This is a genomic window from Frankia sp. CeCAU1, assembly GCF_977971845.1.
In genome coordinates, this window is record NZ_CDWWXA010000076.1 from 1 (window position 1) to 23014 (window position 23014).

Below are 23014 nucleotides of genomic sequence, written 5' to 3' on the forward strand. Positions count from 1 at the left end.
TCCGCAATGGGGACGAGTCGACCGGAATACGTATCTTTAACAGTGGGAAATCCGGGACGAGGACTGTAGAGTGGGCGGCGGCCCCAGCTAGTTTCTACCAGCGCCTCCAGCAGCTCGCGGTGCCCCTAGTCTGTGTCATGCTCCAGAGCAATGACTATGGGTCCGGGCTGGAGCCGTTCAACTATCAGGCAAACCTCCAAGCGTTTGTAAGCCAGATCAAGGCGACGGTAACCCCCACACCCAGCATCCTTCTACTGGGAACCTACAAGCGCCTGGACGTCAATGCCCCGGCCTACCCCTACAGTCAATACCAAGCGGCGCTATCCGCAGTTGCCGCCGCTAACTCTGACTGTGTCGAGTATATCGACATCTCCGCGCCGTATCCGACCTCGCAGGCGCTCGATCAGGCGTCTACGCCTATCGACACCGCCGACTATCTACACCAGACAGACCGTGGCCACCGCATGATGGCCCGTCTACTATGGTCCGCGTTCGTCGCTCCGGCATCCACCGTCGCCCCGACTGTCACATTTTCGCCACGGTTGATTTCCGGCCTGCTCGGCTGGTGGGATGCGGGCGCATTGGCTCAGGCTGATAACACCGCCGTGGCATCCTGGGCTCCGACTGCCGGGCTGGAGCAGGCGCCGCTCGCGCAGGCGACGAGTGGACAGCGTCCGGTCTACCGGACGAATAGGGTCAACAGTCTACCCGCAGTGGTGTTCACCTCGACTTTGTCCCACGCTCTTGATACAGGTGACTGGTCGGCGAAACGGGTCGTTCCAAAGACCGTCATCATTGTGGCCAAAGAGGTCTCTGGTAACTCGGGGAACCTCTGGACAGGCCGGTCTGGGGTCTACTGTACGGCGGCGTCCTCTGGGGGTGGTGGAATCGCTATCGGCGCGGGGGCGAGCACAGAGCTCGTCGCCAGCTTCGTAGGCACCACCTACTTCGCTGCCGCCTGTGTCTACAACGGCGCGAGCCCGAACAGCAGTATCTATGTGAACTCTCGGACGGCTACGGTGACGGGATCAACTGGGACGGGGAGCAACGCCGCCCTCCCCGGATTTCGACTTGGGTCGAACTCCTCTGGAACCGGCAACTTTCTGGATGGCGAGATTTCTGAGATCATGGTCTATGACCGAGCGCTTCCCCAGAGAGAAATACAGGCATTGATGTTGTATCTGGGCAGTAAATACAACATCAGCATTGCATAGGAGATGCCTATCCCTGCCGGTCCTGCTGCAATCGCCCATGTCACGCCCGGCTGAGAGCCGACACTACCGGCCCACCTAGCTAGCCGACCACCCCCGCCCGCCTCGCGCGGGCTTTTTTTATGCCCGCAAACAGGATCGGAGTAGGATTAAATGGCAAATATCGTTTTCAATGTGGCGCTCGGTTGGGTGTCGTACTACGCCTCCCTCCCTGCCGCGAATGACGCCCTCATCATCGTGCCGATCGAGACGACAGGCATCGTTTCGGACGCGACTATGCGGGACTACGCCGACCTAGCCGCCCTGCTGGCCGGTGCCAGCAACGAGCAGACGACCATGGGCCGGAAGACTGTCACCTCGGTGACGAGCGCCGTGGACAACGCGAATGACAGGTGGAACATTGACATTGCCGATCAGACGTGGACTGCGGCTACTGGGAACGCGATTTCCGCGTTGGTGATCTGCTATGACCCGGATACTACGGGCGGCACCGATTCGTCGATCATTCCGCTGACCAAGCACGACTTCGTGATCACCCCAGACGGTTCAGATGTGACAGCAACAATTACCGACTTCTTCCGCGCATCGTCTGCCGCCTGACCACATCCTCTGACCTCAACCGGAGGGCCCCGCGGTGGCGATCACCTACGTTGGTGCTGGCACGTCCTCCCGGGCCACAGCGGGCGGCACCACTCCGGCCCTGCCATCCGGCCTGGCAGCCGGGGATTTGCTGGTTCTCGCCGACGGGGTGGTGTCCTGGTCCGGGGCAGGCGGCCCGGCGACACCAAGCACCCCGTCCGGGTGGACGCAGATCGCCCCCTACCGGAATAGCGGTAGCGGATATGCACGGCTGACGCTGTACGCCCGCTCCTACCAGACTGGGGATTCAGCGCCGACCGTCGCCTACACCCCGAACTCGGGTGGCGGCAACGACAACCATTTTTCGCAGATCATCGCGTTTCGCGGTGCGGCGCTTTCCTCCGTCACGGATGTACTCGGCTCGGGCACCTCCTCGGGATCATCGGACACCACGGTGGGCCCGATTTCGGGTATCACCACGGTGGTTCCCGGATCGCTGGTCGTCGTGTACGCGGTCCGCGACGACACGATGACGTCGGCGTCGACACTCACCGGTGATTCACTGACATGGGCCGAGGCCTTCGAGTTTTCGGATGCCTCGCTGGGCGCCGACGGCATGTCGGCGATGCTCGACTATGCGGTTACCACCTCCGCGCAGGCAATAAGCAGCAAAACGTTCACGGTTTCTGGCGCGTCTGCCGAGGCTGGCGGGATCGTCTGGTCGATCCGGCCGGTCCAGACGGTTTCGGTTGTAACGGTCTCGGCGACCGAAACCGCTCAGCCCATCGGCCGGCGGAAAACACGCACGGTCGGGGTCACAGCTGGGGCGGATGCCGGGCAGACGGTTCGCCCGTCGCACATCATCCCGGCCGCGGTCGCCTCCGAAGCAGACACCGGGCAAACGGTCGGGCGTCGGAAGATTCAGGCGCTCGGCATCCCCGCGGAGCCGGACTCGGCGCAGCCGGTCGGCCGACGCAAGGCCAAGGCGTTTCCGTTCGCGTCCGGGACCGAGCAGGCCCGGCCGGTTACCGCCTCCCACGTTGCAGCCGTCGGGGTGGCGGCCGAAACCGGCGGCGCCCAGCCGGCCAGCCGGGTCAAAGCCAAGGCTTCCCCACTCGGCCTGGAGACGGCGACGGCGCAGGCCGTTGCGGCGCGAAAGTCCCGCACGGTCGGGGTCGCCGCCGAAACCGGCAACGTCCAGGCGATCGCCTCCACGTTCCGTGCAGCACTCGAAACCGATGGGGCTCAGCCCGCCGGGCGGGTCAAGGGTCGGACAGCCGGAGTTGCCGGCGAGACGGATGCGGCGCAGCAGCTCGGGCGGATCCACGCCCGCCCGCTCGGGGTCGCCGCAGATGCCGGCAGCGCCCAGCCGGTCGGTAAGGCGAAGGCAAAGTCGATCGACTTCGCCGTGGGGCAGGCTGCGGCACAACCGTCCGGACGGCGGAAGAGTCTTCCAGTCGGGGTCGTATCCGAGCAGGCTGCGGCGCAGCAGCTCGGTGTGAGCATCGGCGGAACACTGCCTCCCGCCGCCGAAACGGGCACTGCCCGGCCGATCGGCGAAGCGAAGGCAAAGCCCGTCGGAGTCGCCGCTGAGACCGGCGCGGCACTGCCGGTCGGCGCGGTGAAAGCTCGTGTCCTCGGTGTGGCGGCCGAGGTGGAAACCGCCCGGCCGGTCTCTACCTCGAAACGGCGGACGCTCAGTCTCGCAACCGAAACCGGCGGCGCCCAGCCGGTCGGGGTGCGAAAGTCCCACCCGGTCGCGGTGGCCGCTGAAACAGGCGGCGTACAGCCTGTCGGCAGGCGGAAGACTCTCCCCGCCGGCATCGCCGCGGAGACGGATGCGGCGCAGCAGCTCGGCGCCGGGATCGCGGCTTCGCTCGACGTCGCCACCAGCATCGAAACCGCGCATCCTGTCGGCAGGCGGAAGACACGGGCACTCGAGGTAGCGTTCGGCTTTGAAGATGCCCAGACGGTCCGCATAGGGCAGTTCGTTGCCCTCGACAGCACAGACGAGACCGATACTGCCCGGCCGGTCGGCCGGCGGAAAGCGGCGCCGGTCGGCTACAACGACCCGTTCCTGCCCGAGTTCACACCCGGCTGGCCGCAGTCAGGCGGGGCAGGTGAGACGGGCAGTGCGCTGCCCGTGGTCGGCCGGAAGATCCGACCGACCACGCCGGCCGACGAGACCGAAACCGCTCAGCCCATCGGCCGGCGGAAGACACGCACGGTCGGGGTCGCCGCTGGGGCGGATGCCGGGCAGACGGCAGGCAGGGGCAAAGCTCGCACCCTCACCCCTTCGGATGGGCAGGCTACGGCCCGCACGGTCGGCGCGGTCAAAACACTGCCCGCGGGCACTGCGGTAGAGCAGAACACCACCCGGCCGGCCGGCACGGCGAAGGCGTTGACATCTACGGCCGGTGAAGCTGTCGAGCAGGCCCAGCCGATCGCGGCACGCAAAACCCGCACGGTTGGCTCGGCGTCCGGCCTCGGAGCGGCACAGACGGTCGACTCGGCGAAACGACTGGACGTCACCTCAGCTGCCGAAGCCGCGGATGCCTGGCCAGCCGGAAGCGCCAAGGTCCGCTTTGTTGTAGCCGTCGCTGAAACCGGCACTGCCGGAATTGTCGGCCGGGTCAAGATCCGGTCTTTCGGGGGAGCCGGGGAGTCCTGCGCTGCCATCGACCCCGGCTGGGTGAAACGCCGGATAGTCGGCTTTTCCGATCCGTTCCCTGACGGGTTCGGGGACAGCTGGCCTCGGACCGTCGGCGCCGAAGGGGTCGGCGAGGCGCGGGAGATCCGGCCGTCCCACGTCGTTTTTATCGGCTCCGCCCAGGATGCCGGCGTGGCGCAGCCGCCCGGCCGGGTGAAACGTCGGGGCGTGCTGGCCGCATCCGAGGCGGAGGCGGCACGCCAGTTCACGATCCGCGGCCCGTGGACCGGTGACCGGGGGCAGCTCACCGCTGTCACCGGCCGGGTCGGTGCCCTTACCGGAAACGTCCAGTAGGAGGCGACTGATGGTAGCCGAGCTGTACTACCTAGCCGAGGCGACTTTGCTGGAAGCTCAGGCCAAGGACACGTCGGGAACCCTGCTCGACCCGGCCAGCATCACGCTGACGATCAGGCGGCCTGACGGATCGCAGATCACCCCGAATCCGGCGACGTTCACCCACACCACGACCGGGATCTACCAGTTCGTCTACACAAACACGGCGGTCGGCCCGCACTCGGCCCGCTGGGTCACAGTCGACCCGGATGACCAGTACGAGGTTGAGTGGGACGTCCAAGGCTCACAGCTGGACATCTCCCCGTATGCCCCGGTGTACGCGACCGCCGCGGACTATAGGCAGGTCACCGGCCAGGATCCGCCCGCGGACATCATCCGGAAACTAGCCCGCGCGAGCCGCTTCCTCGACCGGCTCCTGCTGACTGCGATCTACGACGTCGACGACGCCGACCTACCCGCGGACCCGCAGATCGCCGCCGCGTTCGCCGAGGCGGCCTGCGAGCAGGTCCGCTGGCAGGCCGAAACCGGCGACGAGCTCGGGCTGAGCACGGTCTACCCGTCGATGAGTATCGGCTCGGTCAGCATCAGCCGCGGTTCCGGTGGCGGGGGCACCGGGTCGGCGTGGGAACGGGCCGCGCCGGCCGTCGCCGACGTGTTGATGAACGCCGTGTCGACGGCGGGTCAGCCGCTCTACCTCGGGTTCCCCATCATCTACGGCTGACCGCGCCGGGCTGCACCGGGACGGCACCGAGCAGGGTCACCGGCTCGTCCGGGCCGAGCACCACCCATCCGCCTGCCTGCACGCCGTAGGGCTGGCCGCATCCGCAGTACCAGACCTGCCCGGCGGGCAGCTCCGGTGCCCAGCCGGACGGGGTGAGCGCGCGGACCATCGGCGGCCGGCACCGGTGGACCCAGCCGGCCAGGGTCTTCGTCTCCCAGTGCACCCGCCCATCATCCCAGGCCGTTGTAGCGCCCTCGCGGGCGTTGTATGTGCGGCCCAGCCGGCTTCCCCACGCCACATCCCAGTGACCTGGGTCTTACCTCCCGGAGGCGCTGTGGCCGGCATCCCCGGCATGCTCCTGCGCTTCCTGGCGGTCATCGAGCCGTACCAGGGTGCGGGCTCCCACGGCCCGATCCTCGGCCCACCCGGCCCGGCCGTGCGCTGCTTCGCCGAGGTCCGCCGCTCCCTGACCGTCGACCGCGAATCCCGCCGGGTCACCGCCAACGCCACCGTCTGGTTGCCCCTCGGCACCGTCTGCCCGGCCGAATCGATGGTCACCGTCACCCGCCGCGACGGCTCCCCTTTCATCGCCCACACCCGGGTCCTTGCGTCCATGCCGCGGGACGGCGGCGGACTGCCCGTCCCATCCCACCTCGAGATCCAACTCCAGTGAGAGGAGTCGCGCCGTGGCGCGAACCGCCATCACCCCCATTCAGCTCGCGTCGACCGGTGTCGACCCGTTCCCGACGTCCGGGGATGCGACGAACGGCCACACCTACCCGTGGTCGAACAGCCGGGTCCTCGCGGTCCGCAACGGAGGCGGCAGCTCCCTGACCGTCACCATCCGCGTTAACGCCACGGTGGACGGGCTCACCGTCCCCGACCGGACCGTCACCGTCGCCACCACCGCGAGTCGGATCATCGACACCCGGGCGAGCGCCTACCAGCAGGCCGACGGCGGGGTGTACGTCGACCTGTCCTCGGCCACCTCGGTCGTCCTCGGCGTCCTCGACGTCGTCCGGTCTTGAGCCTGGCCGAGGGGCTCGCCGTCTGGCTCGGCGAGCATGTCCCCGGCCTCGCCTACCAGCCCGATGGCGAGCCCTACCCGGACGGCGTCGTCGGCATCTACATCGAGCAGCTCCCCTCCGGCCCGGATGTGGCCGTGGCGGTACTCACCGCCGACGGGCAGCCCTCCGACAGCCTGCTCGGCTGGGACAGCCCGGCCCTTCAGGTCCGGGTCCGCGGCGACCGCTCGCCGTTCGGCGCCCAGCAACTCGCCCAGCGGATCTACAGCGCGCTGCACGGCCTGTCCGGCGTGCAACTGGATGGCGACATCTGGCTGGCGCTCGCTGTCTGCCTCAACTCCGGTCCGACCGCGTCGGCACCGGACGAATCCGGGCGCTGGCAGTGGGTTGTGACGGTGGACTGCGAGGTCCAGGCGCTGACCGAGCACCGCCCCGACTGACCGAGCCTCAACCCGTTCATCAAGCCCCGCCGGGCCATCCGGTGGGGCTTTTACGTTTCCAGGAGCACTCATGGTCGCGACGCAGATCCCCGCGCGGTATCTGATCGTGCAGGTCCGCGCGGCGGACGGCACGACATGGCTCCCCATCAAGGGCGTCACGCAGTGGACCTACAACCCCGCCGAAGGGGAGGAGGTTACGGACACCACGACTTACGACTCGGCGGGTGACGCCGAGTCCCGCAAAATGCAGCGGGGCAAAAGCTTGAAGGGCGAGGGCCGGCTCTACAAGGACAACATCACCGGCGTTCAGGACGCCGGCCAGGCCCGCTGCGAGGTCATCGCCGACTCGCTGGCCGAGGACTCCGCCGGCCGGGTGAGGTTCCGCCACCCCATGGACTCCCAGTGGCGCATGTGGGACGCGATCTTCTCCATGGGTGAGCAAGGCGGGGGCAACAACGACATGACGAGTTGGTCGGTCACCGCGACCCGGACCGGCCCGAGCATGACGGCGTCCGCCCCGTGACCCGCCGCGAGGACGTCGATCCGCGGGACTTCAAGGTCGACCCCGACGAGATCTACGACCCCGACGACGCGGACGGCGAGCAGGGCGACGGGCCGGGCGAGTACGAGGACTTTGATGCCTACTGGGCCGAGCACGGCACACGGGTGGAGATCCGCCACGCTCGGATCTGCGGCGTCGAAGTCGAAGTCCCGTCCGATCTCCCGCTTGAGGTCGAGGTCATCATCCAGCGGAACGGCGGGCAGCTCGCGAACCGCGACCTCGACCGCGTCATCGATCTGATCTTCGGTGAGGACGTCCTGTCCCTGTGGATCGCGAACGGGATGACCCGCGGCCAGTTCCCGGTCGTCTGTGCCTGGGCGCTCGCGAACGCTGAGGGCCGGCCGCTGACGTTCGCAGAGGCCGCGGAGAAGGTCGCCGACTCGCAGGCGCGCCCTACGAACCGGGCGGAGCGCCGCGCCGCGACCCGCCCCCGTGGATCCGATTCTGGCCGTTCGTCGTCGCGGACTTCGCGCGGGAGTACGGCCTCTCGCAGGCGCAGGTAGCCCGCCTGACCTGGCGTGAGTTCTGCCGTTACCTCGGCGGTCTGTCCGCCGAGGCCGTCTACCGGCAGGTGATTCGCCACGCCCCCCGCCTCGCCTCGGGCTCCGAGACCCGCGCGCTGACCGCCCGCATGTAGATCACCTGCTCATGCCTGCCCTGGGAGGCTCCCTGTGGCCGGTGCAGCCAGTGGTGGCCTCAATGTCGGCCGGCTCTACGCGACATTGGACTTGGACACCGCGCGGTTCACTCGCGGTTTGACCAGCGCCGGGGCGCTGTTCACCTCGTTCACCGCGGGTTTCGGCAATGCCATTAGCTATCTCGGTGTTGCCGCGTCCGGGCTGCACGTCATCGCTGGTGTCGGCGCGGTCCTCGGCTCGATCGCCCCCGCCGCCGCGGTCGCGATCCCCGCCATTCTCGGCCTCGCGCAGGCGTTCGGCACGCTCAAGCTGGCGTTTGCCGGGGTCGGCTCGGCGATCTCCGCCGGGCTGAAGCAGCGCCAAGGCGGCGGCGGTGGTGGTGAAGGTGGCGGCGGAGACACGGCCGCCGCGGCGAAACAGCGCGCCCACGCCATCAAAGAAGCCGAGCAGAGCCTCGGGGATGCGCGCGAGCGGCTGGCTGATTCCTACGAGAATTCCGAGCGGCGGAACATTTCCGCGCAGCGCGACGCGGTTGACGCACAGAAGGCGTTGAACCGGGCGCGGCAGGACGCCCTCCAGCGTTTGAAGGATCTCCGCCGGGAAGTTGAGCGGGGTTCGCTCGACGAACGGGATGCGGCGCTGGCCGTGCGCGATGCCGAGCGGGAACTGCGGCGCGTCCAGGGCGATTCGACGTCGACCGCGGACGACCAGGAAAGAGCAACCCTCGCCTACGAGAGGGCAAAAAATGCCCTGAGCGACACCCGCGAGGAAATCACCAAGAACAAGGTCGAGCTCGCGGACATGACCGCGAAGGGTGTCGACGGCCAGGACGAGGTCATCGACGCCCAGCAGCGGGCGAACGACGCCGCGCAGAACGTGGTCGACACGCAGATTGAGGGCCAGCGGCAGATCCGTGACGCGCTGCGTGGGGTGGAGCGGGCCGAGTACAGCCTCCAGCAGGTCCGGGAGCAGTCCACCGCGGCAGCAGCGGGCGGTACGGATGCCTACGCGGATGCGCTGGCGAAACTTACTCCGCTCGCGCGGCAGTTCGTGACGACGCTGATGGGGTTCGCACCCCAGTTCGACCAGCTCAAGGAAGCAGCGAGCCACGTTTTCCCAGGAATGACGTCCGCGCTGAAAGATGTCATGACCAACTTTGACGTCTTCAAGGCCGGGATTCGGTCGACGGCTGACAGTATATCTAGCGTTGCCGAGCGTGCCGGAAAGCTTTTCTCGGGCCCGGGTTTCCGTGGCGAGCTCCAGACGATGATGCAGAACAATTCCGTGGCCACGAAAAACTTTGGAGATGCGCTCGTCAACGTTCTCCGCGGCTTCTTTTCGATCGGCGCTGCCGCGTCTCCAGTGCTGGCCGAGATCTCAGGAGGTGTTGGCGGGATCACGGACAAGTTTCGGCAGTGGGCGGAGCAGGCAAATGCGTCCGGCCGCCTGACGGAGATCATTCGGGGGGCAGTCGACAGCCTGAAGCAGTTGGGGGGAATCCTTGGGAATGTTGGCGCAGGCATCGGTAATATTCTCGGTGCTTTCCAGGTGTCCGGCGGAGGCATCCTCAACACGTTGACAGCCCTGTCTCAGGCGTTCCTCAAGTTCACGCAGAACCAAGCCGTCATTCACATCATCCAAGAGCTTGGTAAAGCTTTCTCGGGTGCGCTAGGTAACGCCCTCTCTGAAGTTTTCAAGATTCTTGAGGGGCTGTTGCCGTCGATCGAGCAGATGACACCACTGTTCTCCCAGCTCATGCCCGTACTGATGCTGTTCGCGACGGGACCGCTCGGGCCCATTTTGAAACTCCTCGGCGCGGTCTCCCTGATGGGTCCGGCGTTCGAGGAGATCGCCAGGCCCATCGGCCAGTTCGCCGCCACGTTCGGGGGTGTCCTCGCTGACCTGATGAAGGCGCTGGCGCCTGTGCTGCTGTCGGTCGGCAAGGCGTTCGGGCAGATCCTGACCGCGCTGACGCCCCTGCTACCGCCACTCGGCCAGTTCGTCGCGGCGGCGCTGTCGCTGGTCGGCCCGTTGGCGGAGATCGCCGGCCAGTTGATCGCACAGCTCCTCGCGGGGCTCCAGCCGCTGCTGCCGGTGCTCGTGCAGGCGGGTCAACAGCTTGCTGCCGGGCTGGTGACGGCTCTCCAGCAGACGCAGCCGGCGCTGACCGCGGTGATCGGCGCGGTGGTGCAGCTCCTCCCGGCTCTGCTGCCGCTGATCCCGGCATTCCTGGAGACGGTGCTGGCTCTGCTGCCGCTGATCCCGGCGCTGGCGCAGCTCGTGGCTCAGATCGTCGTTGCGCTGATGCCGATCATCCTGCCGCTGGTCCAGATGATCGTGAACCTCTCGGCGACTATGCGTAACATCCTCAACGTAGCGATCATCGTCGTCGTCGGCGCGATCCAGATCCTCGTCGGTGCCCTGTCGGCACTGGTGGGCACGGTTGGCAAGTCGGTCGGAGAGATCGTTGGCTGGTTCGCCGGCCTCGGTGCGAAGATCACCGGCCTGTTCGCGAAGGCGAGCGAGTGGCTGATCGACGCCGGCAAGAAGATCATGGAAGGCCTGTACAAGGGCATCAAGGCGGGCTGGGAGACGGTCAAAGGCTTGGTCGGCGGCATGGGGAAGGCAATCACCCGCCTCAAGGGTCCGATCGAATACGACCGGCGCCTCCTCATCCCCGCCGGTAACGCGATCATGGACAGCCTCAAGGCTGGCCTTCAGGCCCGCTGGCCGCAGGTCGCCTCCTACCTGTCCGGGGTTGCACCGGCAATGAACGCGATCGTCGGCGCCGTCGCGAACCCCACCCCGACCACCGCGGCGGCTGCCGCGGGCGCGGCCGGTCAGGCGGTCCAGGTGATGTTCTCCGGCCCGGTCTACGCGGACAGCTCGGGCATCGCCCGCCTAGCCCGGGAAATCGCCGTCCCGATCCGCAACGAGATCAACCGGTATGCGGGCCGCAACGGCGGCTCGACCGGTCTCGTCGCCTGACCTACCCGCCATCCCCCTGCACGATCCGCTCGGAGGCGTCCCGTGTCCTGGACCTACTCGGCTATCCCCCTCGCGGCCGGGGACGTGTGGGGCGCACAGGCCAACGCCCGGCTTCAGACCCTGTACGGCGCCGTCAACGACCTGGAGTCGGGGACGGCGCTGTACAGGGTGCCGTGGGCGTCGGGAGACCGGGCGGCGACCATCCAAGCCGCCCTCAACGCCGCGAGCGCGGCGGGGGGCGGGCTGGTCCGGCTCGGCTCCGGCAACCACAGCATCAGCACCTACCTAGACGTGCCGCCGGATGTGAAACTGGCCGGGGACTCCGACCGGTCCACCGTCATCACTCAGACGGCGAGCAACATGCCGATCCTGCGGGTGGCGACCGGTGGGAATGCTGTCACGGATCTGCGGCTGACCTACTTGGCGGCGCAGTCCAGCTCGAACACTAACGCGGTCGCGGTCGAACTTCATCTCGCTTTCATCGCGCGGCTGGAGCGGCTGCACATCTCCAATGCCTATACGGGTATCGGCCTGGCGAAGGGCCGTGGGAGCACGTATATGGCGTCGTGCACCGTGCAAGACATTGAGATTATTGGTTATACCGGGTGGGCGATCGACCTGGTGGCGATCACCAACACGAGCACCGGCAGCTATTTCGCCAACATTTACACGCACAACAATCCGTCCGGGTCGCGGAACCTTGCGGTCGGCGGTATCCGCCTCCAGAACATGAGCGACAGCGTCCTGTCGGTCATCAACATTGAACATTCTCAGCATCAGGACTCCTCCCTGGTCCTGTCCTCTTGTGAAAATCTGACGTTCGCCGGGCTTCACCTTGAAGGCGTCGAGCCGATCAACAACTACAACGGTTTGATCGGCCTGTACGGCAACACGACGACGATCACATGCACGAATGTTACCGTGGTCGGCTGCTTCCTGATCTCGGCGAACATTCCTAGCCTGATCGGCCTGTTCAAACTTGAGAACGGCACCCGCCTGGCCGTCCACGGACTGAAACAACGGTCCTGCACCGTCACCACCCCGGCATGGCCAATTGTCTACGGGGCTGGGGACCTCACCACCGCCCACGTGTGGCTGTGGGACGTCTCCACGACGCAGACCACCGGCAGCCTCTCGGGGAGCACCACCAGCCCGTACCGCTGGTACAACGACCGGGCGGTCACACTGCGGATCGGGCCGGTGGGCACCACCGCCGGAACCCTGTCCGTGTCCTCCGGGGCGCTGGTCTACACCAGCCCGGCCGGCACGGCGACCACCGTGGCTCCGAACTGATGGGCGCCTACGGTCTCGGCACCTACGGTCTCGGCACCTACGGCATCGGGGACGGCGAGGATGCGCCGGTAGACCCCGCGCTCATCGGCACCCCGTCCAACGGCACCCCTGTCGAGCTGCTGTGTTTCGTCTCGTTCGATCGTGACCCACTCGACTGCCCGCTCGCTGTCGGCTCCGACGCGACGTTCGAGGCCGCAACGACGTGGCAGCCAGCGAACGCCCAGACGACGTATGCGGTCGCCACCACACCTGTGCATGCCGGCGTGCAGTCCCGCCGGCTCACCCGATCCACCTCGACTGGCACGGCTGCCGTGTACTGGCAGTCCGCGGTCGGCTCGGTCACCGCGGACCGTTGGTACCTCGCGCTGATCTATATCAGCCCCGACAGCATCGCGCGCACCGGGCAGATAACGATCAGCTTCCAGAGTGCGGCATCGGCGACCCTGTCGGCAGCAACGTCGACGGCGCCGCAGGTGCTCGGCCAGTGGCGGCCCCTCGCCGTCGTCGGCTTGGCGCCCGCGGGGGTCAGCCGGCTCCGCGTCGACGTGGCCATCAACGGCTGCGGCGTCGGTGAGACGCATCTGATGGACACGTTCGCCTGCGACCACCTCGGCACCCTGCTCGGCCCCGGCCGGGTCCGGAACGTGTCGTGGCGCCGCGGGCGGAATGATGAGCTCGGGCAGGTCCAAGCATCGACCTGCACGGTGACTCTGAAGAACGCCGATGGCTACCTCACCCTGGACAGCACCACTGCACCGGCGCCCTACCTCGGCAATATCGACTCCGGTCGACGGCTCGTCATCCTCCGCCAGGTCAGCGGGGTGCTCTACCCGGAGTGGACCGGTACCACGGAGACGTGGGAGCAGTCGATTCACTCGTCTGGCCGCTGGTCCGAGGTACAGGTCCAGGCAACGGACGCGTTCGCCTGGTTCGGGCGACCGATCCTACCGCCCCTGCCTGCCGAGATCATGCTCGATAAACCCGACGCCTACTTCCGCCTCGACGAGGCGAGAGGGGCGGTCGGCGCGGGCAGCATCGCAGGGGACAGCGGTATTGCGACACTCGTCACCTCCAAATACGGCGCGTCGGGTAGCACGTTCGGCGGCGACAACGCAGCGCCGATCCTGGACACGGGGAAAACCGCCGACGACGGTCAGAGTTGGCTCACTTTCAATCCGGGGACGACGGCGAGCACCCAGGAGCCGGGTAGCGTCCTGGATTTCTCCAACGTACCGGCGGCGAACCCGACGATCGCTCCGACGGCTGGCTGGACGGTGGAAATCTGGGCTCAGATGCCCACCGCGGCGATCACCGAGACGATGATCCTGTTCAGGTCGGCGCGGTACTCCGGTGGTTTCGAGTATCACTCCGGTTTCCAGATCGAGTTGTATACGGACGCGCGTATCTACGTGCGGTCACCGACAGCCACTCTGATCATCACGGATGCCGGTTACATTTTCCCGCCCACATCGGCGGTGCCGTACACGTTACCGGTATCGCTCACATGGAGTCCGTCAGGCGGCGCCTACGGCAGCCTTACGCTCAGCACCTACTACGAGACCAAAACGGTGTCACTGAGCTCGAATCCGTATACTGCTGGCACCCCGGATCGCATATGGGTGGGCGGCTACTACCAGTCTTACGTCAAATCGTTGCAGTACGCCTGGAAGCGGCCGGTGGCGCACGTCTGCTTCTGGAAAAGGGCTGTCGATCAATCCCGGATTGCCGCTCATGGTGTCGTCGGAATGTTCGGCGGCAGCGACGAGTCCGAGGGAAACCGGATCGGTGGCGTCGCGAACTTGGCGGGATGGCCGCAGGCGTGGACCCGAATAGACATAGGCCTGTCGTCCATGATGGACCGCTCATGGCAGGCCACGACCGCCCTCTCCCTCATCCAGGATTTAGCGAGGCAAGCCTCGGCGCTGGTCGTCGTGGACGCTGCCGGAAAGCTTGTTATGCGTAACAGACGTGCGCGGGTGAACACTGCTGCGGTTACGACGTTCCGCGCGGCGGATGGTACGGCGATCACCGCACGGGATTTCAACCCGAAAAAAGACGATCAGTTTGTTGAGAATTCTATCAGGGTGACACGGACGTCCGGAGCGACAACCGTAGCTTCCAATGTGACGTCGATCGCCCGCCACGGCGAGAAACCCGCCGATGACATCGAAGTCGCTATCGACTCCGACGAGGAGGCCGCGGCGCTCGGGAGATGGCGGATCGCGACCCGCAAGGACAACAAAACGCGCGTGGCGTCCCTGGTGCTCCAGCCTGGGGCGCGACCGGCGCTCTGGCCAATTCTTCTCGGCCTGGAGGTCGGGGATCGAGTCAGCGTTCAGGGACTTCCATCGCTTTCCCCATGGCAAACCTTGGACGCGTTCGTCGAATCTATCGAGTCCCGGCAGGACGGCAGCCCGCGGAACACGGTCTACACCCTCGGCCTGTCACCATGGCGGGCCGATCTTCACCAGATGGCCCAGCTCGACACCGGCGGGAACCTGTCTCTGCTCGGCGCGGAGGAATGTCAGGCGGGGTGGTACTGATGGCGACGATCCCGAGCCCGCCATCATGGGCAACACCCCACGTCACGTCGGTCGAACTCAACAAGATTTCGACGATGCTGAGGTTTCTATCATACCGCAATGGCGGTTTCTGTCAGCTCACCAACACGGTAGCCCACGACGTCCCCTCGGACTCCGACTACCCGATCGCAATGGAAAATGAGGAGGTCGACCGGGACGGAGGCCATTCCGACCAGGAGAACACCTCACGGTATGTAGTGAAGACGGCGGGGAAATATCTGGTCGCCGGGACGGGTGCACTAGCCGTTAATACCACAGGTTTCCGCGCGTCGAAGTTGATGGTGAATGGCGGCTCGGCCAGTCCGATCACGCTGGCCATCACGCAGCGGGCCGCGATGAGCGGCATCGAGCCTTTCATGCCCGTCGGGCCGCGGATCGCGCAGCTCGCCGTCGGTGACTATGTCGAGCTGCGCATCCGGCAAAGCAGCGGGGCGACGATCAAAACGTCGGTGGCGGACGGCGGCTCGTCCCTGACCGTAATCTACCTGGGAGTCTGATGGCCACGGTCCCCACGATCCGCACGTGGATAAACGAGCTGCTGACCGCCGCCAAAATGAACGAAATCTCGTCGATGTTGAATTTCCTGAAATTCAATTCGGGCGGCCTTGTCCTGGCGCAGCAGACATCCCAGCAGTTCCTCGGCACCACGGCGGACGTTGCCATCACCTTCAACACCCTTTCTCCGAGCGTTGATATGACGCTGGTAGCGAATACCAGGGTGACCGCGCAGACCGCCGGCTGGTACATGATGGGGGGTCTCGTGACGTTCACCGCCGCTTCCGGCGGGGCGCGGTTCGGAAAATTCAAAAAAAACGGAACGACGCTGCATGCCGCTTCCGGTCCTCCTGCGGCGTCCCCAGTCGAAACATTTTTGGATGTCGGAACTTACATCACGTACATGAACGTTGGCGAATATCTGGAGTTGACCGCCTGGCAGAACACGGGCGGCACGATCGCCACATCCGTGGCAGACGGCGGATCGCAGCTCTCCGTGTTCCGTATCGCCTCCTGAATGATGTATTGGGGGTGCACGTGGACCCGACTATCGCCGTCGCCCTCATTGGACTGGTGGGGACGCTTGGCGGTGGTTTCGCTGGTTCGGTTGCCGCGGCGAAAGCTCGCCGGGCCGAGCGAGCCGAACGTGACGAGCGGGCCCGCGCCGAGGCCGCGGAACGGCGCCGCGCCGAGGATCTCGACCGGCTCCGGGCGCTGCTTGACGAGCACCGCGAGGAGCTGGACCGGCGTGACACGGAAATCGATCGCCTAAGGGCACGACTGCAACGGCTGGAGGGCAACGATGGCTGATCCGGTGGACGACCACGCTGCCGCGCATGCGGACGAGGCCGACAGGATCCTGGAACGCCTCGACGTGTCGGCGGCACCCGCAGGGCCGGCCGATGCGCCTGCGGACGACGGCGGCGTTGCCGACCGGCTGGCCCGGGTCCGCCTGTCACCCACACAGCTACAGATCGCGGTGATCCTGTGCGTGGTCCTGTCCGTCGGCTCCCTAGCCCTCGCCTACGCCGGGTTCTCGTCGCGCGCAGAGCTGGCCCGGCGGGAGGCGCAGCGGGCCATGCACCAGACGGAGGAGACCCGCACCCGGGTGGATCAGGCCGATTGTGGGCTGCTGGATCTGCTCCGTCTGCATCCGGGGGATCCGCCGCAGATCTCGGACGCCGGCCGGCAAGTGGCGCGACGTGCACAGACGGCGTATGCCGCCCGCGGGTGCCCGCCTTGACCCCGAACTTCTCCATCTACAACATGCGGGGGGTCGGGTAGATGCTGAGCTGCTATCTGCGGGGGGACGGCCTTGAGCGGACCCTGCTCCTACCCCCGGCTGATCTCACCGGCCCGCGGTCGATGCTCGCCGCGGCGAGGGCGGTGCCCGAGGGCGCCCAGTGGTATCCCGCCGCTGAGCGGCAGCCTCTCGAGCACGACATGGGCGGGGTGCTCGGCGTCTCCCGGGGTCTGGTCCTGCACGTCCAGGCCGGCAACAACAACCCGTGGGGCTGGTTCAACCGGGCCGATGTGTCGGCGAGTTCGCACTGGTGGGTCAGCAAGACCGGCAAGATCGTCCAGTATGTGCCGGCGGGCCGGGCCGCTTGGGCTCAGGCCGGCGGCAACGGAGCCTGGCACAGCCTCGAAACCGAGGGCTACCCGAACCAGGCGCTGACCGGCGCCCAGCAGACGACTCTCGCCGGCCTGTACCGGTGGGGCCGCACCTGGTGGGGCTGGCCTTATCAATTGGCGGAGACCCCGGCCGGGCTCGGTTTCGGCTGGCACGGCATGGGCGGCACCGCTTGGGGCGGCCATCCCGACTGCCCCGGTACCCTCCGCCGCTCCCAGCGCGCCGCGATTCTCACCCTTGCCCAGCAGGGCCACACGCCGGAGGACGACGTGCCATTGACCGACGCCGACGCCGACCGGATCGCCGCGGCCACCATCGCACTGCTCCAGGCCAAAGTCTGGGACGACCCGTCCCCCCCACGTCAGCCGCATGTCGGAGCCGTGCTCCGCCGCGACTACGAGATGACCGGGGAAACCCTCGGCCGCGTCACCCAGCTCGCAGCAGGGCTCGGCGCCATCGAATCCCGGCTTGCCGCGGTCGAGGGCGAGGTGTCCCGGATCGGGGAGCATCTCGGCGCGGACGGGGCGCTCGTCACCTGGACCAGCCAAGCCGCCGACGCGCTCAACGGGATCCGCGGGGAACTGTCCCGCATCTCGGGCGGGGCCGTAGCGGTCGATCTCGGCCCGGTGCTCGCCCGGATCGACTCGCTGTCCGCCCAGCTCGGCCGGCTCACCCTCACCGTCACCCCTACCGGAGGCACCGCCAGATGATCGTGTACGAGCGCATTCCGGAAAGCCCGGACGCCCCCTATCGGACGGGCCGGCACGTCCGCCACGACCCCCGGTCGGCCCGGTACGCGGTCGCCGGACAGCCGACGTCGACGCTGGTGTCCCGCCGGTGGGAGCGGCGCATCCCCGTGCTGGACCAAGGCCCGAAGCTGGGCAGTTGTACCGGGAACACCGGCACCGGCTGGGCGGGAACCGACAACACTGTTCGTCCGGGGATGACCGAGGCGGGTGGGGTGCCGCTCGATGAGGCGTACGCCGTTCAGCTGTACAGCGCGGCGACGCAGATCGACCCGTTCGACGGCAGTTTCCCGCCGGACGACACCGGCTCCGACGGGCTCAGCGTCGCGAAGGCCATGTGTGCGGCCGGGCTGTGCAGCGGCTACCAGCACGCTTTCTCCGTCCAGGCGGCGCTGACCGCCCTGAGCACGGCCGGGCCGGTGATGGTCGGGACGGTGTGGCTGGAGCAGATGTTCGAGCCCGCGAAGGACGGCCGGATCATCCCCCGCGGGCCGGTCTCGGGCGGCCACGAGTACCTGGCGGACGAGATCGACGTCGAGCGCCGCCGGGTATGGATCACGAACTCCTGGTCGGACCGTTGGGGGCTGTCGGGCCGCGCCTACCTGACGTGGGACGACATGGCGACCCTGCTCGACCGGCAGGGTGACGTCACCGTGCCCGTCCCGGTCCAGATGCCCGCACCCACCCCGACACCTGTTCCGGCGCGCCCGGATGCCGCGGACCTCGCACTCGTCGCCGCAATGCGGGTATGGGAGGTGGTCCGCGGCATCCGGGCGGCCTGATCATCCCCTTGTGTCGGTCTCGCGTCGTGGCCGACCGGTGGGACGCCGGTGCTCGAGGGCGCGTATCACGTCGGCGCGCCTCCAGCGGCCACCGGTCGGCATGGGCATGATCTGCCGGGTGACGTAGGCGGTGACCGTCTCGGGGGCAATGTCCCAGAGCTGGGCGACCTCGGCCCGGGTCAGCATGTCATCTGCGCCGGGCGCGAACGGCCCGGCTTCCTGGACCCACATGTCCCGGTAGCGGGCACGCAGCGCACCGAGTGCTGCGACCGCCGGACCGCGCTGGTATATCTCCACCGGTTCCCGGCCGATGCGGAGTGCCGTTTCCCACGGCTCTTCGCCGTCGGCCGGCCCTGGGGTTGGCGGATAGTGGGCGTCTTCCTCAGCGGTGAGCGCGGTCCGGTAGGCTACGCCGAGTGCGGCGAGGATCGGGTGGCGGTGCTCCAGCTCCGCGTTCGGAATGTCACCCCCGTCGCGGATGTGGCGGCGGATCTCGCCGTTGGACATGTCCGCATAGTGCTGGTCCCGGTCGGTGTCATAACGGATGTCGATCATCATGATCTCTTCGGCTGTTCGGTCTTGTGGCGCTCCGCTGCCGCATCAACCTCGCCGCGCCGCCACAATCCCGCTGCCGACGGCGGGATGATTCCGTGCTGTACATAGGCAGTCACTGTTTCTGGTGTGATCCCCCACAGTTGGGCCACCTGGTCTCGGCGGAGTAGATCCGGGCTCCCATAGGGATGCCCATGTGTCACCCAGCGCCCCCGCTGGGTGACACGCATCTGCCACAGGATCCGCAGCGCCTTGGATGGCTCGAAAACCGGTATGGGGACCGGCTCGCTCTTGATCCCCATCTCCTCGTACATGGCGAGGGTTTCGGGCGCAAGGGTGCTGTTATTGATCTCAGCATCCACAACTGCACGTTGGTGTGCCAGCCGCTCACCGCCCTCGATGAGGCCGATGACCTCGGCGAGCATTTCCAGCCGGGGATGACGCCGGTCCACCTCGTCCCACAATTCGTCGCCCAATTCGTCCTCCGCCGTCCAAACGTCGTAGTCGACGATGCAACGGCGAAGCTCGTCATCGGTTTTGCTGGCATATTCACCCATCATGATCCTTTCGTGTTGAGTGCGGCCCAGTCGGCGTGCTGGGCCGGTGTGAGCGCCTCGCGTAGACCCGACCAGCAGTCGGCACGATCGCCGGTGCCGGCGCGGTGCTCGATCCACCACCTCGCGTCGGTGTGCTCGCAGACGCGGGCGTACAGCCAGTCGAGATGCGCCGGAGTCGCGCCCGCTTCGACAACCTCGGCAACCATCCTCGTGATCGTTTTCTCACGGAGGACCAGCGCCCAAGCCACCTGACGGTCGCTGCCGGTCAGGGTGGGCAGGCCGTCTATCTCGGCCTGTGCTGCGGCGCCCGCCGTCGCCTGCGCCTGTGCGGCGATGCGCCGCTGGCGGGCGCAGTCCTCGCATGGGTCCATTTCTAGTCGGTTCGCCCGGGTTTGCCGGGTGTGGGTGGGTCCGTAGATCTGGACCCGCTCTTCTCGTCCGCAACAGTCCCGCTTGATCTCGTACCAGCTCACATCATCCCCCAGTAACTGTCGGTGCGAAGTCGACAATACCTGCAAGTCGGGTAATTGTCCACCATCCATCGACTTTTTGGGGGTCGTTCACCCCGCAACCGTCCCGCCGGACGGTCGCCGCTCTACAGAGAGGTACGCCGCATGTCCGCATATCAGCGGGATCTGCTCATCCGGGTCGCCGCAACCGCCCTCGCCGCCGTCGCCGGCCTTGCCGTTGTCGAGCTCGGCCATGCATCCGCCTGGTGGGCGGTCCCTGTCGCCGCCGCCGTCACCGCCCTGCGCGCCCTGTTCGCAAACACCGCCGACGGGGCGGCGCCGCCCGTTGACGTTGTTGAGCGCACCGGGTGGACGGCTGTACAGGCGGCCCTCGCCGTCCTGCCGGTCACCATGCTCGGCGTGCCCCTCGAGCTGCTGCCCGTCGTGACCGCGGTTCTCGCCGCGGTGAAAGGCTGGGTGGCCAGGCGTATTGGGGATCCTGATACGGCGGGGACGGCACGTCTGCCTCGGCATGCGGCCCGGGGCCGTCTCTGACCATCAGAAACACCAGCGGCCCGCCACCCCTGCCGGTGGCGGGCCGCTTTCGTCATGCCCGGGATCAGCCGACGTTCAGCTGGTCCGCGAGGACCTGCCACTGGTCCTCGTCCGCCGGGAGACCCTCGTCGTCGGTGTCGATACCGGACGCCAGCGCGCGCAGGTCGTCCTGGGTGACCGCCGGCTGGTCGTCACGGTCGATCCGACCGCCGTCACGCCATAGGGCCTTGAGCTGGTCGATGGTGACGGCACCGCCGACCGCGACCGAGGTGACGAACGTCGGCCAGCCGGCCTGCCCCACCTCGCCATCGGCGACCCAGATCATCTCGTCTGGGTTGTCCGGGCCGAAACCCTGCGCGGTTACCCAGCCCTGGGCGTCCGCGGGCAGGTCCGCCCAGTCAATAGGCGCGTCGGGCGCGCCCAGTTCGGCGAGGTCGACGCCGGCATCCCCCCAGGAGGACAGGTCGTCGCCGGCGACGGCGGAGATGAGGGTGATGGTGCGGGCCATGGCGGGCTCCCCGTGGTGTGGGCCGAGGAGCTGTTCCCCTCGTGGTGTGACACCACGATACTACCCGATCAGGAAGGGCGCAAGAGGAATCCCGATCGGGTAGTCTGGCGTCATGTACCAGTGCCGCCCTCCCCTCATGGGAGTCGCCGAGATCGCGAAGCGCCTCGACGTCTCCGGCCGCCGCGTCCGCCAGATCGTGGACTCCACCAGCGCGGCGTTCCCACCCGCTGTCCGCCTGTCCTGCGGACTGGTCTGGTACGCCCCAGACATCGAGGAGTGGATCCGGATCCACCGCCCGCACCTCGCCGCGCCCGGCGCGGCCCCGACAGACATGATCGACGTCGCGGACCTGGTCGGCAAGGTTGAGCCGGCAGGGCTCAACCTTGCCGCCGAGGGTGGCGACGTATCGGTCGGCGTCGGCCTGGTCGGCGAAGGCGGCGTTGACGTGGTAGTCGGAGTACTCGCCGGAGACGGCGAGGTAGACGACGTCGGGTGTTCCGGTCATGCTGTCTCCTCCGGGTTTTCGGCCACCCACCGGGCTCCAGCCTCCGTCAGCAGCAGCCGAGGCCGAGCGAGCACGGAGGCACCAGCAGCGGGACTGGTAGTCCGAGGACATCCCGGGCTGCTGCCCGATCCACCGCCCGGACGTCCCGAATCCGAGCCCGGCTCCCGCGTGGCCGGCGTTGAAAATTCAGGCCCGCGACTCAGACTGCGGCGACCCGGCGGCCCAGCTCCTGCACCATCCCCTCGCGCTGCCACGGCACCAACTCGGCGGACAGCCTGCGTGCCCGGTCGTGCACCTCCGCGTTCGGCGCGGCGGCGACGACGTCCAGCGCGGCGAGAGTCGATCGGGCCGCAGCCTCCGGGTCGGGGCGGTCGGCCAACAGATGGCCGGACGCGACTGCGAGGTGCGCGAGCGCCATGCCCTGGCACGGACCGCGGAACGCGGAAACCGCCCGGGTACCGGCGTCTACGGCGAGACGGGCCCGGCCTGGGGTGGATGATGCGGTGAGCCCGGTGAACAGCTCCTCGTTGGCCTCTTCCCACTCGATCGCGGGATGGCCGGCCATGGCGGCACTCCGGCTGTCGCGCATCACCACGAGCGCCGCGTCTGCGCGGTCGTATAGGCCGGCGGCGGCGGCGGCCTCGGCTTCGTAACCGGCGAGGCGGGCGCGGTCGGCGGGGTCGGCGCGGCGGCGGCCTTCCGCAGCGATGTCAGCGGCGGTGAGCGCCAGGCCGGCGTCGAGTGCCTGCCACGAGCGGATCCCCGCTACCCGGGCCTGGAGCACGGGCTCTCCGGCTGCGGTGGCATGGACTTCGGCGATGCCAGCGAAAACACGTGCGGTCCGGTTGTCACCCGCGAACGCCGCGACGGTGGAGAGGCCAGCGGCCAACGTCCCGGCTAGCAAGGTCAACTTGGGGATGTAGGAGGGATGGACGCGCCGTCCGAGGATCTCCTCCACGGCCTTCCATGCGTCGAAGGCGGGCGGGAAAAGATCGGCAGGGGACGCCGTGGTCCGGTGGCGCTCAAGGTCGGCTAGGGCACTTTCGGCGTCAGCCACATCTGTGATCTTGGGCCGGTACGTTTGGAGCTGCTCGTCCACCGTGCCCGCAAACGCGAGCACCGCCGTGGCGGACAGCCCGCCAGCAAACAGCCGGCGGCTCGGGTCCATCTCCATCACCTCCCGCATCCC

General features: G+C 67.5%; 25 protein-coding genes. 19 read left to right on the forward strand and 6 right to left on the reverse strand.

Annotated features, from left to right (window positions below; genetic code table 11):
• The 4 genes from AC08OO_RS14325 to AC08OO_RS14340 form a co-directional block, all read left to right on the forward strand.
• Positions 1–1214, forward strand: a 1214-nt coding sequence (locus AC08OO_RS14325; protein WP_476618630.1) for an SGNH/GDSL hydrolase family protein, incomplete at its 5' end; no start/stop codon positions are given.
• A 150-nt stretch (positions 1215–1364) separates the two neighbouring features.
• Positions 1365–1811 carry a hypothetical protein gene (locus AC08OO_RS14330; RefSeq protein WP_476618631.1) on the forward strand — a complete coding sequence of 149 codons (447 nt, stop codon included), beginning with the start codon at positions 1365–1367 and terminating at the stop codon, positions 1809–1811.
• Positions 1812–1845: 34 nt separating this feature from the next.
• Positions 1846–4794, forward strand: coding sequence for a hypothetical protein (locus AC08OO_RS14335; RefSeq protein WP_476618632.1), 2949 nt, complete (start codon positions 1846–1848; stop codon positions 4792–4794).
• Between the two features lie 10 nt (positions 4795–4804).
• A complete protein-coding gene (locus tag AC08OO_RS14340; RefSeq protein WP_476618633.1) occupies positions 4805–5515 on the forward strand; it encodes a hypothetical protein in 711 nt (236 codons plus the stop codon).
• Here AC08OO_RS14340 and AC08OO_RS14345 read toward each other — a convergent pair.
• The gene (locus AC08OO_RS14345; RefSeq protein WP_476618634.1) at positions 5502–5738 is read right to left on the reverse strand and encodes a hypothetical protein; all 237 of its coding nucleotides are present in this window, start codon (positions 5736–5738) and stop codon (positions 5502–5504) included. The two genes, AC08OO_RS14340 and AC08OO_RS14345, sit on opposite strands and share 14 nt — an antisense overlap.
• Positions 5739–5849: 111 nt before the next feature.
• Here AC08OO_RS14345 and AC08OO_RS14350 point away from each other — a divergent pair, with 111 nt between their 5' ends.
• The 14 genes from AC08OO_RS14350 (at position 5850) to AC08OO_RS14415 (ending at position 18699) form a co-directional block, all read left to right on the forward strand.
• Positions 5850–6188 carry a hypothetical protein gene (locus AC08OO_RS14350; protein ID WP_476618635.1) on the forward strand — a complete coding sequence of 113 codons (339 nt, stop codon included), beginning with the start codon at positions 5850–5852 and terminating at the stop codon, positions 6186–6188.
• A 13-nt stretch (positions 6189–6201) separates the two neighbouring features.
• Positions 6202–6543 (forward strand): hypothetical protein, encoded by a 342-nt coding sequence (locus tag AC08OO_RS14355; protein ID WP_476618636.1) that lies wholly within the window; start codon positions 6202–6204, stop codon positions 6541–6543.
• The gene (locus AC08OO_RS14360) at positions 6540–6980 is read left to right on the forward strand and encodes a minor capsid protein (protein WP_476618637.1); all 441 of its coding nucleotides are present in this window, start codon (positions 6540–6542) and stop codon (positions 6978–6980) included. Before AC08OO_RS14355 ends, AC08OO_RS14360 begins: the two co-directional genes overlap by 4 nt.
• Before the next feature lie 70 nt (positions 6981–7050).
• On the forward strand, positions 7051–7503 hold the full coding sequence (locus AC08OO_RS14365) for a phage tail tube protein (RefSeq protein WP_476618638.1): 453 nt from the start codon (positions 7051–7053) through the stop codon (positions 7501–7503).
• Positions 7500–8045, forward strand: a complete 546-nt coding sequence (locus AC08OO_RS14370; RefSeq protein WP_476618639.1) for a hypothetical protein — start codon at positions 7500–7502, stop codon at positions 8043–8045. The genes AC08OO_RS14365 and AC08OO_RS14370 overlap by 4 nt, the downstream gene beginning before the upstream one ends.
• A 168-nt stretch (positions 8046–8213) precedes the next feature.
• Positions 8214–11168, forward strand: coding sequence for a phage tail protein (locus AC08OO_RS14375; RefSeq protein ID WP_476618640.1), 2955 nt, complete (start codon positions 8214–8216; stop codon positions 11166–11168).
• Between the two features lie 42 nt (positions 11169–11210).
• Positions 11211–12461: a hypothetical protein gene (locus AC08OO_RS14380; protein ID WP_476618641.1), complete on the forward strand. Its 1251-nt coding sequence runs from the start codon at positions 11211–11213 to the stop codon at positions 12459–12461.
• Between the two features lie 263 nt (positions 12462–12724).
• Positions 12725–15004 (forward strand): hypothetical protein, encoded by a 2280-nt coding sequence (locus AC08OO_RS14385; RefSeq protein WP_476618642.1) that lies wholly within the window; start codon positions 12725–12727, stop codon positions 15002–15004.
• On the forward strand, positions 15004–15540 hold the full coding sequence (locus AC08OO_RS14390) for a hypothetical protein (protein WP_476618643.1): 537 nt from the start codon (positions 15004–15006) through the stop codon (positions 15538–15540). The genes AC08OO_RS14385 and AC08OO_RS14390 overlap by 1 nt, the downstream gene beginning before the upstream one ends.
• On the forward strand, positions 15540–16055 hold the full coding sequence (locus AC08OO_RS14395) for a hypothetical protein (RefSeq protein ID WP_476618644.1): 516 nt from the start codon (positions 15540–15542) through the stop codon (positions 16053–16055). The genes AC08OO_RS14390 and AC08OO_RS14395 overlap by 1 nt, the downstream gene beginning before the upstream one ends.
• A 20-nt stretch (positions 16056–16075) precedes the next feature.
• Entirely contained in the window at positions 16076–16348 is a 273-nt protein-coding gene (locus tag AC08OO_RS14400) for a hypothetical protein (RefSeq protein WP_476618645.1), read from the forward strand.
• Positions 16341–16781, forward strand: coding sequence for a hypothetical protein (locus tag AC08OO_RS14405; protein ID WP_476618646.1), 441 nt, complete (start codon positions 16341–16343; stop codon positions 16779–16781). The genes AC08OO_RS14400 and AC08OO_RS14405 overlap by 8 nt, the downstream gene beginning before the upstream one ends.
• Positions 16782–16822: 41 nt before the next feature.
• Complete coding sequence (locus tag AC08OO_RS14410; protein ID WP_476618647.1) at positions 16823–17881, forward strand: N-acetylmuramoyl-L-alanine amidase; 1059 nt, start codon at positions 16823–16825, stop codon at positions 17879–17881.
• Positions 17878–18699, forward strand: coding sequence for a hypothetical protein (locus AC08OO_RS14415; RefSeq protein ID WP_476618648.1), 822 nt, complete (start codon positions 17878–17880; stop codon positions 18697–18699). The genes AC08OO_RS14410 and AC08OO_RS14415 overlap by 4 nt, the downstream gene beginning before the upstream one ends.
• Here AC08OO_RS14415 and AC08OO_RS14420 read toward each other — a convergent pair whose 3' ends face one another.
• Genes AC08OO_RS14420 through AC08OO_RS14430 form a run of 3 tightly spaced genes read right to left on the reverse strand, consistent with a single transcriptional unit; the run spans position 18700 to position 20281 of the window.
• Complete coding sequence (locus AC08OO_RS14420; protein ID WP_476618649.1) at positions 18700–19257, reverse strand: hypothetical protein; 558 nt, start codon at positions 19255–19257, stop codon at positions 18700–18702.
• A complete protein-coding gene (locus AC08OO_RS14425) occupies positions 19254–19811 on the reverse strand; it encodes a hypothetical protein (protein WP_476618650.1) in 558 nt (185 codons plus the stop codon). Before AC08OO_RS14425 ends, AC08OO_RS14420 begins: the two co-directional genes overlap by 4 nt.
• Complete coding sequence (locus AC08OO_RS14430; RefSeq protein WP_476618651.1) at positions 19808–20281, reverse strand: hypothetical protein; 474 nt, start codon at positions 20279–20281, stop codon at positions 19808–19810. The genes AC08OO_RS14425 and AC08OO_RS14430 overlap by 4 nt, the downstream gene beginning before the upstream one ends.
• Before the next feature lie 141 nt (positions 20282–20422).
• Here AC08OO_RS14430 and AC08OO_RS14435 point away from each other — a divergent pair, with 141 nt between their 5' ends.
• Positions 20423–20812 (forward strand): hypothetical protein, encoded by a 390-nt coding sequence (locus tag AC08OO_RS14435; RefSeq protein WP_476618652.1) that lies wholly within the window; start codon positions 20423–20425, stop codon positions 20810–20812.
• A 64-nt stretch (positions 20813–20876) separates the two neighbouring features.
• Here AC08OO_RS14435 and AC08OO_RS14440 read toward each other — a convergent pair whose 3' ends face one another.
• Both AC08OO_RS14440 and AC08OO_RS14445 read right to left on the reverse strand, forming a co-directional pair.
• Positions 20877–21320, reverse strand: a complete 444-nt coding sequence (locus AC08OO_RS14440; RefSeq protein WP_476618653.1) for a hypothetical protein — start codon at positions 21318–21320, stop codon at positions 20877–20879.
• A 704-nt stretch (positions 21321–22024) separates the two neighbouring features.
• A partial coding sequence (locus tag AC08OO_RS14445; protein WP_476618654.1) for a hypothetical protein occupies positions 22025–23014 on the reverse strand: 990 nt, incomplete at its 5' end.

Coding starts and splice junctions, on each gene's coding strand:
- AC08OO_RS14330 (WP_476618631.1), top strand. CDS start 1,365: ATGGCAAATATCGTTTTCAATGTGGCGCTCGGTTGGGTGTCGTACTAC.
- AC08OO_RS14340 (WP_476618633.1), top strand. CDS start 4,805: ATGGTAGCCGAGCTGTACTACCTAGCCGAGGCGACTTTGCTGGAAGCT.
- AC08OO_RS14365 (WP_476618638.1), top strand. CDS start 7,051: ATGGTCGCGACGCAGATCCCCGCGCGGTATCTGATCGTGCAGGTCCGC.
- AC08OO_RS14390 (WP_476618643.1), top strand. CDS start 15,004: ATGGCGACGATCCCGAGCCCGCCATCATGGGCAACACCCCACGTCACG.
- AC08OO_RS14395 (WP_476618644.1), top strand. CDS start 15,540: ATGGCCACGGTCCCCACGATCCGCACGTGGATAAACGAGCTGCTGACC.
- AC08OO_RS14405 (WP_476618646.1), top strand. CDS start 16,341: ATGGCTGATCCGGTGGACGACCACGCTGCCGCGCATGCGGACGAGGCC.
- AC08OO_RS14410 (WP_476618647.1), top strand. CDS start 16,823: ATGCTGAGCTGCTATCTGCGGGGGGACGGCCTTGAGCGGACCCTGCTC.
- AC08OO_RS14415 (WP_476618648.1), top strand. CDS start 17,878: ATGATCGTGTACGAGCGCATTCCGGAAAGCCCGGACGCCCCCTATCGG.
- AC08OO_RS14420 (WP_476618649.1), bottom strand. CDS start 19,257: ATGATGATCGACATCCGTTATGACACCGACCGGGACCAGCACTATGCG.
- AC08OO_RS14425 (WP_476618650.1), bottom strand. CDS start 19,811: ATGATGGGTGAATATGCCAGCAAAACCGATGACGAGCTTCGCCGTTGC.
- AC08OO_RS14435 (WP_476618652.1), top strand. CDS start 20,423: ATGTCCGCATATCAGCGGGATCTGCTCATCCGGGTCGCCGCAACCGCC.
- AC08OO_RS14440 (WP_476618653.1), bottom strand. CDS start 21,320: ATGGCCCGCACCATCACCCTCATCTCCGCCGTCGCCGGCGACGACCTG.